The sequence below is a fragment of the Rhodanobacter sp. UC4438_H5 genome (assembly GCF_052978405.1).
Genome location: NZ_CM129672.1, coordinates 1,620,636 through 1,636,344 on the forward strand (window position 1 = coordinate 1,620,636; position 15,709 = coordinate 1,636,344).

The 15,709-nt window shown below is 69.0% G+C and carries 16 protein-coding genes; 9 read left to right on the top strand and 7 right to left on the bottom strand.

The window, feature by feature from the left end:
* Positions 1-15 precede the first annotated feature (15 nt).
* The 3 genes from ACVCL9_RS07735 to ACVCL9_RS07745 all read left to right on the top strand — a co-directional run bounded on the left by ACVCL9_RS07735 (position 16) and on the right by ACVCL9_RS07745 (position 3,167).
* Positions 16-639, top strand: a complete 624-nt coding sequence (locus ACVCL9_RS07735; protein WP_447098533.1) for an NADPH-dependent FMN reductase — start codon at positions 16-18, stop codon at positions 637-639.
* 87 nt (positions 640-726) lie between these two features.
* Positions 727-2,232 carry a S10 family peptidase gene (locus ACVCL9_RS07740; RefSeq protein WP_447098532.1) on the top strand — a complete coding sequence of 502 codons (1,506 nt, stop codon included), beginning with the start codon at positions 727-729 and terminating at the stop codon, positions 2,230-2,232.
* A gap of 35 nt (positions 2,233-2,267) precedes the next feature.
* Positions 2,268-3,167: a PhzF family isomerase gene (locus ACVCL9_RS07745; protein WP_447098531.1), complete on the top strand. Its 900-nt coding sequence runs from the start codon at positions 2,268-2,270 to the stop codon at positions 3,165-3,167.
* A gap of 21 nt (positions 3,168-3,188) precedes the next feature.
* On the opposite strand, the gene egtD is transcribed toward ACVCL9_RS07745, so the two are convergent.
* From egtD to ACVCL9_RS07770, 5 genes are all read right to left on the bottom strand, one after another.
* On the bottom strand, positions 3,189-4,178 hold the full coding sequence (gene egtD, locus ACVCL9_RS07750) for an L-histidine N(alpha)-methyltransferase (protein WP_447098530.1): 990 nt from the start codon (positions 4,176-4,178) through the stop codon (positions 3,189-3,191).
* On the bottom strand, positions 4,175-5,425 hold the full coding sequence (egtB, locus tag ACVCL9_RS07755) for an ergothioneine biosynthesis protein EgtB (protein WP_447098529.1): 1,251 nt from the start codon (positions 5,423-5,425) through the stop codon (positions 4,175-4,177). Before egtB ends, egtD begins: the two co-directional genes overlap by 4 nt.
* A 194-nt stretch (positions 5,426-5,619) precedes the next feature.
* Positions 5,620-6,054 (bottom strand): hypothetical protein, encoded by a 435-nt coding sequence (locus ACVCL9_RS07760; protein ID WP_447098528.1) that lies wholly within the window; start codon positions 6,052-6,054, stop codon positions 5,620-5,622.
* Between the two features lie 61 nt (positions 6,055-6,115).
* A complete protein-coding gene (rlmKL, locus tag ACVCL9_RS07765) occupies positions 6,116-8,302 on the bottom strand; it encodes a bifunctional 23S rRNA (guanine(2069)-N(7))-methyltransferase RlmK/23S rRNA (guanine(2445)-N(2))-methyltransferase RlmL (protein WP_447098527.1) in 2,187 nt (728 codons plus the stop codon).
* Positions 8,299-8,826, bottom strand: coding sequence for an alpha/beta hydrolase (locus ACVCL9_RS07770; protein WP_447098526.1), 528 nt, complete (start codon positions 8,824-8,826; stop codon positions 8,299-8,301). Before ACVCL9_RS07770 ends, rlmKL begins: the two co-directional genes overlap by 4 nt.
* A gap of 87 nt (positions 8,827-8,913) precedes the next feature.
* Between ACVCL9_RS07770 and ACVCL9_RS07775 the strand changes: the two genes are divergently transcribed.
* The 6 genes from ACVCL9_RS07775 to ACVCL9_RS07800 all read left to right on the top strand — a co-directional run bounded on the left by ACVCL9_RS07775 (position 8,914) and on the right by ACVCL9_RS07800 (position 12,824).
* Positions 8,914-9,468 (top strand): N-acetylmuramoyl-L-alanine amidase, encoded by a 555-nt coding sequence (locus tag ACVCL9_RS07775; protein WP_447098525.1) that lies wholly within the window; start codon positions 8,914-8,916, stop codon positions 9,466-9,468.
* 29 nt (positions 9,469-9,497) lie between these two features.
* Positions 9,498-10,334 (top strand): helix-turn-helix transcriptional regulator, encoded by an 837-nt coding sequence (locus ACVCL9_RS07780; protein WP_447098524.1) that lies wholly within the window; start codon positions 9,498-9,500, stop codon positions 10,332-10,334.
* 84 nt (positions 10,335-10,418) lie between these two features.
* A complete protein-coding gene (locus tag ACVCL9_RS07785; RefSeq protein WP_447098523.1) occupies positions 10,419-10,556 on the top strand; it encodes a hypothetical protein in 138 nt (45 codons plus the stop codon).
* 220 nt (positions 10,557-10,776) lie between these two features.
* Positions 10,777-11,658 (top strand): acyl-CoA thioesterase, encoded by an 882-nt coding sequence (locus tag ACVCL9_RS07790; protein WP_447098522.1) that lies wholly within the window; start codon positions 10,777-10,779, stop codon positions 11,656-11,658.
* Positions 11,659-11,694: 36 nt separating this feature from the next.
* A complete protein-coding gene (locus ACVCL9_RS07795) occupies positions 11,695-12,087 on the top strand; it encodes a hypothetical protein (RefSeq protein ID WP_395119432.1) in 393 nt (130 codons plus the stop codon).
* A 29-nt stretch (positions 12,088-12,116) separates the two neighbouring features.
* Positions 12,117-12,824, top strand: a complete 708-nt coding sequence (locus ACVCL9_RS07800; protein ID WP_447098521.1) for an arginyltransferase — start codon at positions 12,117-12,119, stop codon at positions 12,822-12,824.
* 104 nt (positions 12,825-12,928) lie between these two features.
* On the opposite strand, the gene ACVCL9_RS07805 is transcribed toward ACVCL9_RS07800, so the two are convergent.
* Positions 12,929-14,449, bottom strand: a complete 1,521-nt coding sequence (locus ACVCL9_RS07805; protein ID WP_395119436.1) for an FMN-binding glutamate synthase family protein — start codon at positions 14,447-14,449, stop codon at positions 12,929-12,931.
* A gap of 68 nt (positions 14,450-14,517) precedes the next feature.
* Positions 14,518-15,699, bottom strand: a complete 1,182-nt coding sequence (gene purT, locus ACVCL9_RS07810) for a formate-dependent phosphoribosylglycinamide formyltransferase (protein WP_447099442.1) — start codon at positions 15,697-15,699, stop codon at positions 14,518-14,520.
* Positions 15,700-15,709 lie beyond the last annotated feature (10 nt).

The window sequence follows — 15,709 nt, forward strand, 5'->3', positions numbered from 1 at the left end:
GCCCGAGGTTTCGCCATGACCGTTTTCCATACCGTCCCCATCCGCCGCGTGCTTGCCCTGGCCGGCAGCCTGCGCCGCGCCTCCTGGAACCGCAGCCTGCTCCACGCCGCAGCGCTCCAGGCGCCGGCCGGCATGCAGTTGGACGTCTACGACGACCTGGCCACCGTGCCGCTGTTCGACGAAGACCTCGAGCAGCGCGAACCCGCAGGGCCGGCCGGCGTGAAGGCGCTGCGCGCCGCCATCGCCGCCGCGGACGGCGTGGTCATTGCCACGCCCGAGTACAACCAGGCACTGCCGGGCGTGTTGAAGAACGCGCTGGACTGGCTCTCGCGCGAAAGCCCCGCCGGCGACGTGCTCGCCGGCAAGCCCGTGGCCGTGCTCGGCGCCAGTTCCGGTCCGTGGGGTACCCGGCTGGCGCAGGCTTCGCTGCGTCAGGTGCTGCACACCTGCGGTGCACTGGTGATGCCGGGCCCCAGCCTGTTCGTGGCCCGCGCCGCCGATCGCTTCGACGCCCGGGGTTGGCTGACCGACCCGTCTACGCTGCAGTCGCTGCGGTCCCTCCTGCTCGGCTTCGAAGGGTGGATGGAGCGCCTGGCGCTGCCGGCCATGCAGGATGCGCCGCTGGCCGTGCCGGGCTGAGCTGGCACGGGCCACCCATGCCTTTCAGCACACTCGGCACGTGCGCCACGCGTTTAGGCTTCGGTCTTTACGCCCAAGGAGACACCTGTGCGCAAGTCCCTGCCGTTTGCCCTGATGGCCGCCCTGCTGTTGACGGGGTTCACCACTGCCGCCGTGGCGGCCGATACCCCCAAGCCGGCAGCGAGCACCGAGGCAACCGGCAAGGACGGCTTCCAGTTGCCGCCGTTTCCCGCCGATGCGCACGTGACGCAGACCACCACGGTCGATGGCAAGACGCTCAAGTACACCGTGACCGTGGGTTCGCTGCCGGTGCGCGATGAGAAGGGCAACAAGACCGCCGAAGTGGTGTTCACCGCCTACACCATCCCCGGCAAGGACCGGCCGGTGACCTTCGCGCTCAACGGCGGCCCGGGCGCCTCGTCGGTCTACCTCAACCTGGGCGCGATCGGCCCGAAGAAAGTGAGCTTCGGCGATGCCGGCGACTCGCCCTCCGACCCGCCGGTGCTGAACGACAATCCCGGGACCTGGCTGGGCTTCACCGACCTGGTCTTCATCGACCCGGTGGGCACCGGCTACAGCCGCGCACTGGTCGACGACAAGCAGGCAACCAAGGATTTCTACAGCACCGACGTCGACATCAAGTACCTCTCGCGCATCATGTACGACTGGCTGGTGAAGAACGGCCGCATGGATTCGCGCAAGTACTACGTGGGCGAAAGCTACGGCGGCTTCCGCGGCCCGCGCATCACCGAGTACATGCAGACCCAGCTGGGCGTGGCGATGAGCGGCGTGACGCTGATCTCGCCGTACCTCGACCCGTCGGCGTGGAGCGACGACACCGTCTCGCCGCTGCCGTGGATGACCACCCTGCCCTCGATCGCCGCCGCCCACCTGGAGCGCGAGGGCAAGCTCAGTGCCGAGGCGATGGCGCCGATCATCGCCTACACCCGCGGCGAATACGCGACCACGCTGATGAAGGGTCGCTCCGACCCGGCCGCCACCGAGGCGATGATCCGGAAAGTGACCGAGCTGACCGGGCTGGACCCGGTGTTCGTCAAGCGTTCTGGCGGCCGCATCGAGACCCAGGCCTACCTGCGCGAGGTGTATCGCGCCGAGGGCAAGCTGGGCAGCCGCTACGATTCCAACGTCACCGCCTGGGACCCGTTCCCGCATGCGCCGTCCCAGCGCACCGGCGACCCGCTGCTCAACAGCATCATCGCGCCGACCACCAGCGCGATGGTCAACTTCGTCACCCAGACCGTGGGCTGGAAAGTCGCCGGCCGCTACAACGCGCTGAGCTACGAGGTGAACCGCCTGTGGCACGAGGACGACGATGCCCGCGAAGGCTCGGTCAGCCAGCTGCGCGAGGCGGTGGCCAACGACCCCAAGCTGCGCGTGCTGATCGCGCACGGCTGGGATGACCTGTCGTGCCCGTTCATGGTCTCGGTGCTGGCGGTCGACCAGATGCCGGCGATGGGCGACCCGACCCGCGTGCAGGTGAAGGAATATCCCGGCGGCCACATGTTCTATTCGCGCGCGGACAGCCAGGCCGCGCTGACCCGCGACGTGAAGGCGTTGTACGGCGCCAGGTAACGCCACCCACCAACCGCGGGCCGGGCTGGGCCGCCATGAACCAGCGCACGCTGTTCCACGTCGACGCCTTCACCACCACGCGCTTCCGGGGCAACCCGGCGGGCGTGGTGCTCGGCGCCGACGGCATGTCCGATGCCGAGATGCAGGACCTCGCGCGGGAACTGAAGCACTCCGAGACGGCCTTCGTGCTGGCGCCGGACGGCGCCGACCACGACGTGCGGCTGCGCTACTTTTCCCCGACCACCGAAGTGCCGTTATGCGGCCACGCCACGATCGCCACCCATTACGTGCGGGCGGGCTTGCCCGGCTTCGGCGACAGCGAGTTCCGGCAGAAGACCGCCGCCGGCATCCAGCGCATCCGCATCGGCCGCAACGAGGCCGGTGGCCGGCGCGTCTTCATGCAGCAGGAACGCCCGCGCATCGACCCGCCGCTGGATGCATCCGTCCGCCACCGCATCGCCGCCGCGCTGGGCGTGACCGACGACCAGCTGACCGCGGCGCTGCCGCTGCAGGTGGTATCCACGGGCCATGGCAAGGTCATGGTGCCACTGGAGCCGACGGTCGATCTCGATGCGCTGGCACCACGAATGTCCGCGCTGGCGGCACTGAGCGCGGAGATCGGCTGCAACGGCTATTTCGTGTTCCAGTTGCGCAAGGGCCAGGCCGCCACCGACGGGCGCATGTTCGCCCCCGCGATCGGCATCGACGAAGACCCCGTCACCGGCAACGCCAACGGCCCGTTGGGTGCCTACCTGGTCAACCATCGACTGATGCCGCACGACGGAGCGACGCTGCGCTTCGCCGGCCACCAGGGCCGCGCGCTGCGCCGCGACGGGGTCGTCCACGTCGAGGTGCGCATCGTGGACGACGCGCCGGTCGAGGTGACCATTGCCGGCGATGCCTGCATCCTGTTTGCCGCGTCGCTGGACGGCTGACGCCGGCGCCCGGCCGGCTGTTCAGCGCGCCAGCAGGCCGGCGCGCACCAGATATTGCACGCTGAACATCCGTTGCGGGTCGGTCCATGATCGTTGCACCGCCAGCCCGGCCTTGTCCGCCAGTGCCGCGAAATCTTCCAGCGAATACTTGCAGCTGTATTCGACCTGGATCGCCTCGTCCACGCCGAAGCGTACCTTGCCGCGCCCGATCGCCACGTGCTGCTCGCGCCGGCTGACCAGCTGTGTCTCGATACGCCCGGCCATCGGGTTGTAGCGCGCGCGATGGGCGAATGCCGCCAGGTCGAAGTCGCTGCCGATTTCGCGGTTGAGCCGCGCCAGCATGTTCAGGGTGAACTCGGCGGTGACGCCGGCGGCGTCGTTGTAGGCGGCCTCGATCAGCGCCGGGTCCTTTTTCAGGTCCACCCCGATCAGAATGCCGCCGGCGTCGCCCATCTCGTTGCGCATCTTGCGCAGCAGGGCCACCGCGTCGTGCGCCTCGAAATTGCCGATGGTGGAACCCGGGAAATACAGCACCGTGCGTCGCGGCGCCCGCGGCGGAATCGGCAGGCGCAGCGGCTTGCTGAAATCGGCGCACAGCGGCTGCAGCGGCAGTTGCGGAAACTCCTGCGCCAGGCACTGCACGCTCTGTTGCAACGGCTCGGGCGAGATTTCCACCGGCACGTAACTCACCGGCTCGCGCAGGTGGCGCAGCAGCATGCGCGTCTTGCGTCCGCTGCCGCTGCCGTACTCGACCAGCCGCACGTCGCTGCCGAGGGTGTCGCCGATGTCGGCGGCGTGCTCGTCCATCAACGCGATCTCGCAGCGGGTGAGGTAGTACTCCGGCTGCTCGCAGATCTGCTCGAACAAGGCCGAGCCGCGCTCGTCGTAGAACAGCCACGATGGCAACCGTTTGGGCTTCAGCGCCAGCCCGTGCCGGACGACTTCGAGCAATTCGCCGGCGGGCGGGCGGCGTTCGTCGTCGCGAAGGCCGCAGGCTTGCACACTGTTCATCGATCCTGTCCCAGTCGCAGCCCGGCAAACTGCCAGCGGGCGTGGGGTGGAAAAAAGTTGCGGTAGCTGGCGCGCAAATGATCGCGCGGGGTGACACAGGAGCCGCCGCGCAACACCCATTGCCCGCACATGAACTTGCCGTTGTATTCGCCCAGCGAACCGGCCAGCGGTCGATAACCGGGGTAACCGACGTACGGCGAAGCCGTCCATTCCCATGCGTCGCCGTACAACTGCAGCATCCCGGTCCCGGCCTGCGCCGGCAGCGGATGGAACCGTTCGCCTTGCTGCAGGTTGCCCTCGATCGGCACGCCTTGCGCGGCCGACTCCCATTCCGCCTCGGTGGGCAGGCGGGCGCCGGCCCAACGCGCAAACGCATCGGCCTCGTAGTAACTCAAATGGCAAACGGGCTCGGCGGGATCGAGCGCACGCACGCCGGACAGGGTGAACTCGCTGGCCAGGTCGTCCTGCCAGTAGAGCGGGTGTCGCCAGTTTTCGCGCTGCACGGTGGCCCAGCCATCGGACAGCCACAGGCCGGGCTCGCGATACCCGCCCTCGCGCACGAACGCCAGGTATTCGGCATTGGTCACCGGCCGGTTGGCCAGCGCGTGCGGTTGCAGCAGCGCGCGGTGGCGCGGGGTTTCGTTGTCGAAGGCGAAGCCTTCGCCCCGATGGCCGATCTCGACGATGCCCTCGCGGCCGGCGATGAACCTCAGCGGCACCGGCGGCGCGTGCGCGGACGCCGCAATCGCCGGGCGCAGCGCCGGCTGCAAGGGATTGCACCAGAATGCATGCTTGATGTCGGTCAGCAACAACTCCTGGTGCTGCTGCTCGTGCTGCAGGCCGAGTTCGACCAGGCTCGCCAGTTCCGGATCGTCATGGCGCTCCAGCAAGGCCAGCACCGCCTCGTCCACGCGCCGGCGGTAATCGCGCACCTCGTCGAGCGAGGGGCGCGACAGCAGGCCGCGCTGCGCGCGCACGTGCATCGGGCCGACCGACTGGTAGTAGGAATTGAACAGGTAATGCCAGGCCGGGTCGCGCGGCTTCCAGGCCGGGTCGTGCGCGAGCACGAAGGTCTCGAAGAACCAGGTGGTATGTGCCAGGTGCCATTTGGCCGGGCTGGCGTCGGGCATGGACTGCAGTTGCATGTCCTCGGCCGTCAGGTTCGTGCACAGCGCCTGCGTCTGCTGGCGCACCTGGGCGAAGCGCGCTGCGATACCGGCCCGAAGCAACGGTGAATCGGCACTCATGCGCGATACCGCAATCGCGACGGCCTGCCAAAACGGTGGTGGGTCAGCGGCATGGTGGTACGGCAAGGCATACCCGCAAGGATGCCGCGAAACTTGTTCAGAAGTTGTGATCCAGGCACACCTGAAGGCGAAGCGCAAAAAAGCGCGAGCCCGACCGAAGCCGGGCTCGCGCGGGTGCCGCCATGCGGCGTGGATCAGTTGCCGGCGTAACCGTCGTCGCGGTCGTAGCCGTCATCGCGGATGTAACGCGTCTGGTAAGGGTCGTCGTAAACCACCGTGCGGGTTTCCACCACGCGGCGGGTCACCACCGGCGCGCCGTACTCGTACACCACCGTGCGCGGCGCGCGATAGACGACCGGCGGATCGTAATAAACCGGAGCCGGCCGCATGGCGTCGGCGACCAGACCGACCACGGCGCCAGTGACAATGGCACCGGCGATCCAGCGACCGCCGCTCCAGTGACCGCCATGACCGTAGTAGCCGCCGTGATAACCGCCATGGTAGCCGCCGCGATGGCCATGCCCGCCCCAGCCGTGCGCGGACGCGCCCAGGGGCATCGCCAACGCGGCGACCAGCGCCAGACCGATCGCGGCATTCTTGCCGGAAGCACGCAAACCCGCTGTATTCATGATCGCTCTCCGTTGTACGCGCGGATAGTCGAGCGCGCGGGCTTAATGCGCACTGAAAGGCTCACTGCTTGATGCGCGCCGTGTCCCACGGGTTGATCCCCGTCGCAGCCCGGCGCCGGCGCAGCAGCCAGCAACCATGAATGTCGGCGCGGCGGGCGAAGTCGAACGGGATGCTCGCTGCGCTCCAGTCCTCGATCTCGAAGTGCGCTTCCAGCGCCTCGCGATCGAGCCTGAAGCGGCGAAAGTTGTTGGAGAACACGATCACGCCGTCGCGGGTCAGTCGCTCGTTGCAGGCTTCGAGCAGCTTCACGTGGTCGCGCTGCACGTCGAAATCCTCGGCGCGCTTGGAGTTGGAGAATGTCGGCGGGTCGACGAAGATCAGGCCGTAACGGCCGCGATCGCGCTGCAGGAATTCCAGCGCGTCGAACTGCATCAGCCGATGGTCGGCACCGATGAAACCGTTCAGCGCGAGGTTGCGCGATGCCCACTCCAGATAGGTGGCGGACAGATCCACGCTGGTGGTTTCCAGCGCGCCGCCGGCTGCCGCGTGCACGCTGGCGGTGGCGGTGTAGGCGAACAGGTTGAGGAAGCACTTGCCTTCGGCCAGCTCGCGGACCTTCGCGCGCACCAGCCGGTGATCGAGGAACAGGCCGGTGTCCAGGTAGTCGGTGAGGTTGACCAGGAACTTCAGGCCGTCTTCCTCCACCTCGATGAACTCGCCGCGCTGGTCGAACTGGCCGTACTTGGAGCCGCCCTTGCCGCGTTCGCGGGTCTTGATCGCGATGCGCTCGCGCGGCACGCCGAGCACTTCGCCGGCGACGCGGGCAATCTCGCGCAGGCGCTGGCGCGCCACGTCGCCGGGAATGTCGGCCGGCGCGCGGTACTCCTGGATGTGCAGGTGATCGTCGCCGCCGGTGTCGCCGTAAACGTCGATCGCCGCGGCATACTCGGGCAGGTCCTGGTCGTAGGCGCGCCAGCAGCGGATGCCTTCGCGCGCCAGCCGCTTGCGCAGGTGCCGGACGTTCTTCTCCAGCCGGTTCTTCAGCATCTGCGCGCCGGGGGAGAGCGGCTTCGGCTCGCGTGGCTTCTCCTCCCGCGGCTTCAGGTCGAAGGTCAGCAGCACGGTTTCCAGCGCGCCGTTGTACAGCGCGTAGCGCTTGTCCGCGTGCAGCTGCATCGCGCGGCCTAGCTCCACGTCGCCGGCCAGCACCGCGGCACGCCAGCCGGTGAAGCGCTCACGCAGGGTGTCGCCCAGCGCACGGTACAGACGCGGCATCTCGGCGCGGTCGCCCAGGCGTTCGCCGTATGGCGGGTTGGTGATGACCAGGCCGTGGTCGACGCCCGGCGGCGGCGCGACACGCGTCACGTCCTGCTTGTCCAGCGTGAAGAAGCCGGCCACGCCCGCGGCTTGCGCGTTGCGTTTGGCCGTCTGCACCATGTGCGGGTCGGCGTCGGCGCCGAAGAAGCACGGGCGCAGCGCGCGCAGGCCGGCCTCGGCGCGCTGCTTCGCCTCGTCCAGCAGGCCGCGCCACAGCGCGATGTCGTGCTGCTGCCAGCCGAGGAAGCCGAAGTATTCGCGGCGCAGACCGGGCGCCACGTCGGCGGCCATCAGCGCGCCTTCGATCAGCAAGGTGCCGGAACCGCACATCGGATCGAGCAGCGCGCCGCCGGCCGCGTAGACCTCGGGCCAGCGCGCGCGCAGCAGCATGGCGGCGGCGAGGTTTTCCTTCAGCGGCGCCTCGCCTTGTTCCTCGCGCCAGCCGCGCCGATGCAGCGGCGAGCCGGCCAGGTCCAGCGACACGGTGGCGCGGTCGCGGCGCAGGCGCAGGTTGATGCGGATGTCAGGCTCGTCGGTGTCGATGTCCGGACGCGAACCATCGCGCTGGCGGAACTGGTCGACCACCGCGTCCTTGGTGCGCAGGCCGATGAACTGGCTGTGGTTGAGCTTGCTCAGCGCAGTGCCCGCGTCCACCGCGAAGGTCGCGTGTGCGGCCAGATGCCGGCTCCAGTCGATGTCCTGCACGCCGCGGTACAGCGCCTCGTCGTCGGGCGCATCGAACTCGGCCAGCGGCAGCAGGATGCGGCTGGCCAGGCGCGACCACAGGCAGGCGCGATAGGCGGTCTCCAGCGTGCCGGAGAAGTGTGCGCCGGCCAGCGCCTCGCGCACGTCGAGCGCGCCGAGCGCGACCAGCTCGTCGCGCAGCAGGTACTCCATGCCTTTCGGGCAGGTGGCGAAGTAGTGATTCATGCGGCGACGGCCAGTTGGTCGAGCATGCTGCGGAATTGCGTCGCGATCATGTCCATGCTGGAACCCAGCCGGTGGTCGTCGTCCAGCACCAGCAGCGGCAGGCGGCGCTTCGCGGCGAACGCCTGCACGCCGGCCAGCGGGCACACCTCGTCGCGCCAGCCATGGATCAGCATCGCGGGGACGCCGGTACGCAGGTCGAACGCCCGCGCGTACCCCGGGATTTCGCTGGGCGTGGCTAGCAGCAGCAGACCGGCCACCGGCACGTCCAGCGAAACCAGCCCGGAGACGAAGGCGCCCATGCTGGAGCCGACCAGCAACGGCGGCGCCTCCAGCGATTCGATGGTGGCGCGCAGACGCGCGATCCGCGGTGCCACCGAACCGGCATGGCCGCGCGCGTCGTCGCTGCGGTAGTCCGGCCGCTGCGTGCGCCAGCCCAGCGACTCGGCCAGCGCGGCCAGCGCGCTGACCTTGGTCGCCTCCGGCGCCGAATCCGAGCCGTGCGAAAGAATGATCTGGCCGCGCATGGCGGTCTCCGGAAAAGGCCGAAGGCAAGACGCGCATGGTAGCAGGCGGCGTTTCCGCCTCCGGCCGCGCCATGCGAGACTTGGCCGATGCCCCTGACCCTCCACGACCAGCCGCTGCCCTACGTCGACCGGCTGCCCGAGCGCCCGGCCGAGACGGTCGAGCTGGTGGTGATCCACTGCACCGAACTGCCCGACCTGGCCATGGCGCGCGAGTACGGCGAACGCGTGCTGCACGCCAGCGGCACCGGCAACAGCGGCCACTACTACGTCGACCGCGACGGCGCGGTGCTCCGTTACGTGCCCGGCACCCGCATCGCCCATCACGTGCGCGGGCACAACGCGAATTCGATCGGCATCGAACTCGTGAACGCGGGCCGCTACCCCGACTGGTTCGATTCGCGCCGCCAGACCATGACCGAGCCCTACCCCGCCGCGCAGATCGACGCCCTGCTCGCCCTGCTGGCGCGGTTGCGCGACGAGTTTCCCAGGCTGCGCCTGATCGCCGGCCACGAAGACCTGGATACCGACCTGATGCCGGCCAGCGACGATCCCGCGCGGCAGATCCGTCGCAAGCTCGACCCCGGCGTGTGCTTCCCGTGGGATGCCGTCGTGCCCGCCTGTGGCCTGCAACGGCTGCGCTAGACTGCGGCTCCGCCACCCCGGTCCGCCCCATGTCGGAGTTCACCGTCCAGCCGCTGCTGCGAACGCCGCTCGTCGCGGCGCACGACGTGCACTGCCGCGGCGAGTGCCGCCACCGCAGCGCGGAGGAATGCGCGGCTGCGACGCACCTGGTGTTTCCGTATCGCGGCCTGTTCCTGCGCCACGTCGGCAGCGCGCAGTCGGTGGCCGACGCGAACCACGTGTTGCTGTTCAACGCGGGCCAGGGCTACCAGGTCAGCCATCCGGCGAGCGGCGGCGACGCCTGCCTGTCGCTCTCGATCGCGCAGCCGCTGCTGCGCGAGCTGGCGCCGGCTGCGCTGCTGCAGCGTCGCGACGAACCGGTGTTCCACGGCCAGTCGCTGCGCATCGACGAGCGCGCCCAGGTACTGGTGGCGCTGCTGCGCCACAGCCTGCGCCACGGCAGCATCGAGCCGCTGGAAGCGGAGAGCCTGGCGCTGACCCTGCTCTGCCGGAGCCTCGGCCCGCGCACCACCCACGTGCCCGGTGCCACGCGGGCACGCCAACGCCTCGTGGACCGTGCCAAGCTGCTGCTCGCCAGCGACCTCACCCGCCGCTGGACGCTGGCGGAGATCGCGGCGGAGATCGGCGGCTCGCCGGTCTATCTCACCCAGGCTTTCCAGCAGGTCGAGGGCATGCCGCTGTACCGCTATCACCTGCGCCTGCGGCTGGCGCATGCGCTGGACCGGATCGCCGATTGCGAGGACGTCGCCGCCCTTGCGCTGGACCTCGGCTTCTCCAGCCACAGCCACTTCAGCGCCGCGTTCCGCCAGGCTTACGGCCGCACGCCCAGCGCGTTCCGCCAGGCCGCGCAGGCGCGAACCTCGTGAGTCGCTAAAGATCCTGACAGCCGCCCGAGCCGCGGCGTGGTCTCCTGCGTCTGCCCGCTCCCGGGCAACCCACGGAGAAACCCCATGAACGAGAAAACCTGCGCCGCCTGCGACTACCCGCTCGACGACAACGCCATCGAAGTCACCATCGGCGGCCGCACTGTCGAAGTCTGCTGCGAGGAATGCGCGCAGAAGCTGCGCGAGGCGGCAGCGCAAGCGTGAGTGGCGAAGTCCCCCCGCCACAGGATCGGCGCCCCTCGGGGCGCCGATCCGCCGCGACGCGTCCGGGCTGCAACAACTGGCTGCGCCATCGCCAGCGGCTTTCGACGCCCGCGACTTCCTGGCCGCGCTCGATCCCCGGCAGATCACCGTCACCTTCGACCGCTGAACGGGGATCGCGGGGCGCCGCCGCTATACTGGCGCCCCCCGGCAAGGATCCCCCATGAGCGAAGACCACGTCGCCGAACTCGTCGAACTGCTGCAGCTCGAACGGCTGGAAGACAACCTGTTCCGCGGCCAGAGCCGCGACATCGGCACGCGTTTCGTGTTCGGCGGCCAGGTGCTGGGGCAGGCCTTGTCGGCGGCGCAGCAGACAGTGGACCCGGCGCGCGAGGCGCACTCGCTGCACGCCTATTTCCTGCGCGCCGGCGACATCCGCGCACCGATCGTCTACAACGTGGAACGCACCCGCGACGGCGGTTCGTTTTCCTCGCGGCGGGTGGTGGCGATCCAGCACGGCCAGCCGATCCTCAACGGCTCGATCTCGTTCCAGCTCGCCGAGCACGGCGTGGAGCACCAGACCTCGATGCCCGAAGTGCCCGCGCCGGAAGACATCGAGCCGATGCATCCGCTGCCGGCCGACGAACTGGCGCGGCTGCCGGTGAAACTGCAGCGCTGGCTCGGCATCGACGGCCCGTTCGAGTTCCGCCAGGTGTGGCCGCGCGACGAGATGCACCCGGTCAAGCGCCCGCCGATCCAGCACATCTGGTTCCGGCTCACCGCGACGATCGACGATTCGCCGATCCTGCACCGCGCGCTGCTGGCGTACGCGTCGGATTTCCACCTGATCGGCACCGCCACCTTGCCGCACGGCATCTCGTACATGACCCAGAACGTGCAGATGGCCAGCCTCGATCATGCGCTGTGGTTCCATCGCCCGTTCCGCGTCGACGAATGGCTGCTGTACTCGTTCGACAGCCCCACCGCGCAGGGTGGGCGCGGCCTGGCACGCGGCCAGATCTTCAGCCGCGACGGCGCCCTGGTCGCCTCCAGCGCGCAGGAAGGGCTGATCCGCGTGCGCAACGGCGTGGCCGGGGACGACTGAACGCCCGGTTCAAGGCTGTTCGCGTAAACTTCCCGCATGCGCCAGATCTATACCTCCCCCCGCCCGGAAAACATCGATTCGGTGGTCGCCCTGATGGCCGAGCACGGCATCCAGGCGACGGTGTCCAATCGCTCCAACTACCATCGGCGCGGCTGGCAGCGGCACAGCTATTCGCCGCGCCGGCAGGATCGCAGCCAGTGGCCGCAGGTGTGGATCACCCACGCCGACGACTACAGCCAGGCGCGCAAGCTGCTGATGGGCCTCGGCATCGAGCCGGTGATCCGCCACGGCGAGGAACTGGCTGCCACGCGCAACGCCTCGCCGCTGGAGCGCCGCGCCCGCATCGCCACCCGCGTGCGCCGCGTGCTGCTGCTGGCCGTGCTGGCGGTGTTCGCGGTGCAGATGCTGCGCTACCTGCGCGTGTTCTGAACCGGGCCGCGCCGGCATAGAATCGGGCCATGCGCCGCTCCGATCCCGTCCGCCTTTTCCAGACCCTGCCGCATGCCTGCGGCTACTACGCCGAGCGCACGGCGCAGAACCTGGTGCTGGACCCGGCCGCGCCGCAACTGGATCAACTTTACGGGCCGGCGCTGGAACGCGGCTTCCGCCGCGCCGGCGGCCACCTCTACTACCCGCATTGCCCGCAGTGCCACGCCTGCACGCCCTGCCGCATCGACGTGGAAAACTTCCGGCCGGATCGCGCGCAGAAGCGCTGCCTGAAGCGCAACGCGGATCTCACGGTGGTCGAATGCATGCCCGGCTACAACCGCGAGCGCCACGCGCTGTACGAGCACTACCTGCGCACGCGTCATCCCGGCGGCGGCATGGATGATGCCGACGCCAGCGATTTCCGCCGCTTTCTCACCGCGCCGTGGAGCCCCACGCTGTTCCTCGAACTGCGCCTGGGCACGCGCCTGCTGGCGCTGGCGGTGACCGACGTGTGCCCGAACGGGATCTCCGCCGTCTACACCTTCTACGACCCCGCCGAAACCGCGCGCAGCCTGGGCACCTGCGCGATCCTGCAACAGATCGAACTGGCCCGCCGCCGAGGCATGCCCTGGCTGTACCTGGGTTTCTGGATCGACGGCCACCCGAAGATGGATTACAAGCGCCGCTTCAAGCCGCTGCAGGTTCGCGGCACGGATGGCTGGCGCGAACTGGCGTAGGGCGGGCACTGCCCGCCGCTTCGCTGGCGGCAGAGGAGTGAGTGAAGAGGAGCGAGAAGTGAGAGAAAGCGGGATGACGCAGACTGGATGCTTTCTCTCACTCCTCACTTCCAACCTCTCACTTCTCGCTCCATCGGATACGGGTAGAGCTTTTCCAGCGGCATGGAGATGCCGTCGTCGCCGACCACGCGGCAATGGCTGCGGTCGAGCTGGCGCGGGTCCTCGACGCCGCAGCTGTGCGCGATGATGCCCACCTCGTGCATCACGTTGCGGGCGTAGTTCGCCACCTTCTCGCACTTGTCGGTGACCACCAGGCCGCGCTGCAGCTTCGGGTTCTGCGTGGTGATGCCGGTGGGACAGGTATTGCGGTTGCATTGCAGCGACTGGATGCAGCCCAGCGCCAGCATGAAGCCGCGCGCCGAGTTGACAAAATCCGCGCCGGTAGACATCGCCCGCGCCACGTCGTAGGCGGTGATGCACTTGCCCGAGCAGATCACCTTGATGCGCTGGCGCAGGCCGCGCCGGATCAGCACGTTCACCAGTTCCGGCAACGCCTCGTGCAATGGCAGGCCGACGCCTTCCATCAGCGTCTGCGGCGCCGCGCCGGTGCCGCCCTCGGAGCCGTCGACGATGATGAAGTCCGGTGCGCTCTCGATGCCGCGCAGCTCGACCTCGTCGCACAGTTGCTCGATCCAGTCCATGCCGCCGAACACCGCCTTGAAGCCGGTCGGCTTGCCGGTGAGCTCGCGGATGTGCGCGATCGCATCCATCAGCTGCGCCACGTTGGCGATGTCCAGGTGGCGGTTCGGGCTCTGCGAATCCTCGCCGACCGGGATGCCGCGGATCGCCGCGATCTCCTCGGTCACCTTGGCGCCCGGCAGCAGGCCGCCCATGCCCGGCTTGGCGCCCTGGCCGAGCTTGATGCTGACCATCTTCACCTGCCTGTGCGCGCAGATCGCGAGCAGCTTGTCGTCGTCGAGCTTGCCGTCGCTGGTACGCACGCCGTACTTGGCGGTGCCGATCTCGAACACGAGGTCGCAGCCGCCCTCCAGGTGGTACGGCGCCAGACCGCCTTCGCCGGTGTCCATCCAGATGCCGGCCTTGGCCGCGCCGATCGACAGCGCACGCACCGCCGGCGCCGACAGCGCCCCGAAACTCATCGCCGAGATGTTGAAGAACGCGGCGTGATCGTACGGCTCGCGCGCGTACGGGCCGATGCGCACCGGCTTGGCATCCACGTGGTGATCGCCCAGCGCCGGGAACGGTGCGTTGACGAAGAACGGCACGCCTTCGGCGCGCAGGTCGCGGGTGGAGCCGAACGCGTTGGTGTTCTCGGCGTTTTTCGCGGCGCGATAGACCCACACGCGCTGCGCGCGGTTGAACGGCAGCTCCTCGCGATCGCTCGAATACAGGTACTGGCGAAAGAACTCGCCCAGGTGCAGGAACCAGTAGCGGAAGTGGCCGATCACCGGGAAGTTGCGCAATACCGCGTTGGCGGTCTGGTTGCGGTCGATCACCCATGTGGCCATCAGCACCAGCACCGCAACCGCCAGCAGCATCAGCGCCAGCAGCGCGAAGGTCTCCACCAGTACCACCAGCCAATGCGAAAAACCCGTCGATTGCATGCCGCCTCTCCCCCGTCGTCATCCGGTGCGATGCCGCAAGCGTAACCCAACGGCGCGCACCGCCTGGCTCACAGCTCGATGCGCAACGCCTCTTTCGCGCGCACCGCCTTGGCCACTGCCGCCTCCAGCGTGCCGGCGCGCGCCAGCGTCACCGCCATGCGCCGGCGGCCCTTCACCTCCGGCTTGCCGAAGATGCGCAACTGCGTGTCCGGCTCGGCCAGCGCCGCGGCCACGCCGTGGTAACGCGGCCCCGTGCCATCGCCTTCGACCAGCACTGCGCACGAGGCCGACGGTCCGTATTGGTGGATCACCGGGATCGGCAGGCCGAGGATCGCGCGCGCGTGCAGCGCGAACTCGGAAAGCTCCTGCGAGATCAGCGTGACCAGGCCGGTGTCGTGCGGCCGCGGGCTGACCTCGGAGAAGATCACCCGATCGCCCTTGACGAAGAACTCCACGCCGAACACGCCCCAGCCGCCCAGCGCGGCGGTCACCGCCGCAGCCTGCCGCTGCGCCTCGGCCAACGCGGCCTCGCTCATCGGCTGCGGCTGCCAGGATTCGCGATAGTCGCCGTCCTCCTGGCGATGGCCGATCGGTGCGCAGAAACTCACCCCATCGGCGTGGCGCACGGTGAGCATGGTGATCTCGTAATCGAAATCGACGAAGCCCTCGACGATCACCCGGCCCTTGCCGGCGCGCCCGCCGGACTGCGCGTACTCCCACGCGTGCTGCAGCTCGTCGGCACCGCGCACCACGCTCTGGCCCTTGCCGGACGAACTCATCACCGGCTTGATCACGAACGGGTAGCCGATCGCGGCCGCCGCCTCGCGGTACTGTGCCTCGTCGTCGCAAAAACGATACGGCGAAGTCGGCAACTGCAGTTCCTCGGCGGCCAGTTTGCGGATGCCTTCGCGATCCATCGTCAGCCACGCCGCGCGGGCGGTCGGAATCACCCGCTGCCCTTCCTTCTCCAGCGCGATCAGGGTCGGCGTGTGGATCGCCTCGATCTCCGGCACCACCAGGTCGGGCCGCTCGGCCTCGATCACCGCACGCAGCGCGGCGCCGTCGAGCATGTCGATCACGTGGCTGCGATGGGCGACCTGCATCGCCGGCGCGTCGGCGTAGCGATCCACCGCGATCACCTCCACCGCGTAGCGCTGCAGCTCGATCGCCACCTCCTTGCCCAGCTCGCCGGCGCCCAGCAGCAGCACGCGCAGTGCGTGGTCGGTATGGGGCGTGCCGAATGGCTTCATCGGGTTCTCC

Bases quoted from the DNA above. Each gene is read 5' to 3' on its own strand.
- ACVCL9_RS07735 (WP_447098533.1), top strand. From the start codon at position 16: ATGACCGTTTTCCATACCGTCCCCATCCGCCGCGTGCTTGCCCTGGCC.
- ACVCL9_RS07745 (WP_447098531.1), top strand. From the start codon at position 2,268: ATGAACCAGCGCACGCTGTTCCACGTCGACGCCTTCACCACCACGCGC.
- egtD (WP_447098530.1), bottom strand. From the start codon at position 4,178: ATGAACAGTGTGCAAGCCTGCGGCCTTCGCGACGACGAACGCCGCCCG.
- egtB (WP_447098529.1), bottom strand. From the start codon at position 5,425: ATGAGTGCCGATTCACCGTTGCTTCGGGCCGGTATCGCAGCGCGCTTC.
- ACVCL9_RS07760 (WP_447098528.1), bottom strand. From the start codon at position 6,054: ATGAATACAGCGGGTTTGCGTGCTTCCGGCAAGAATGCCGCGATCGGT.
- rlmKL (WP_447098527.1), bottom strand. From the start codon at position 8,302: ATGAATCACTACTTCGCCACCTGCCCGAAAGGCATGGAGTACCTGCTG.
- ACVCL9_RS07770 (WP_447098526.1), bottom strand. From the start codon at position 8,826: ATGCGCGGCCAGATCATTCTTTCGCACGGCTCGGATTCGGCGCCGGAG.
- ACVCL9_RS07775 (WP_447098525.1), top strand. From the start codon at position 8,914: ATGCCCCTGACCCTCCACGACCAGCCGCTGCCCTACGTCGACCGGCTG.
- ACVCL9_RS07780 (WP_447098524.1), top strand. From the start codon at position 9,498: ATGTCGGAGTTCACCGTCCAGCCGCTGCTGCGAACGCCGCTCGTCGCG.
- ACVCL9_RS07785 (WP_447098523.1), top strand. From the start codon at position 10,419: ATGAACGAGAAAACCTGCGCCGCCTGCGACTACCCGCTCGACGACAAC.
- ACVCL9_RS07790 (WP_447098522.1), top strand. From the start codon at position 10,777: ATGAGCGAAGACCACGTCGCCGAACTCGTCGAACTGCTGCAGCTCGAA.
- ACVCL9_RS07795 (WP_395119432.1), top strand. From the start codon at position 11,695: ATGCGCCAGATCTATACCTCCCCCCGCCCGGAAAACATCGATTCGGTG.
- ACVCL9_RS07800 (WP_447098521.1), top strand. From the start codon at position 12,117: ATGCGCCGCTCCGATCCCGTCCGCCTTTTCCAGACCCTGCCGCATGCC.
- ACVCL9_RS07805 (WP_395119436.1), bottom strand. From the start codon at position 14,449: ATGCAATCGACGGGTTTTTCGCATTGGCTGGTGGTACTGGTGGAGACC.
- purT (WP_447099442.1), bottom strand. From the start codon at position 15,699: ATGAAGCCATTCGGCACGCCCCATACCGACCACGCACTGCGCGTGCTG.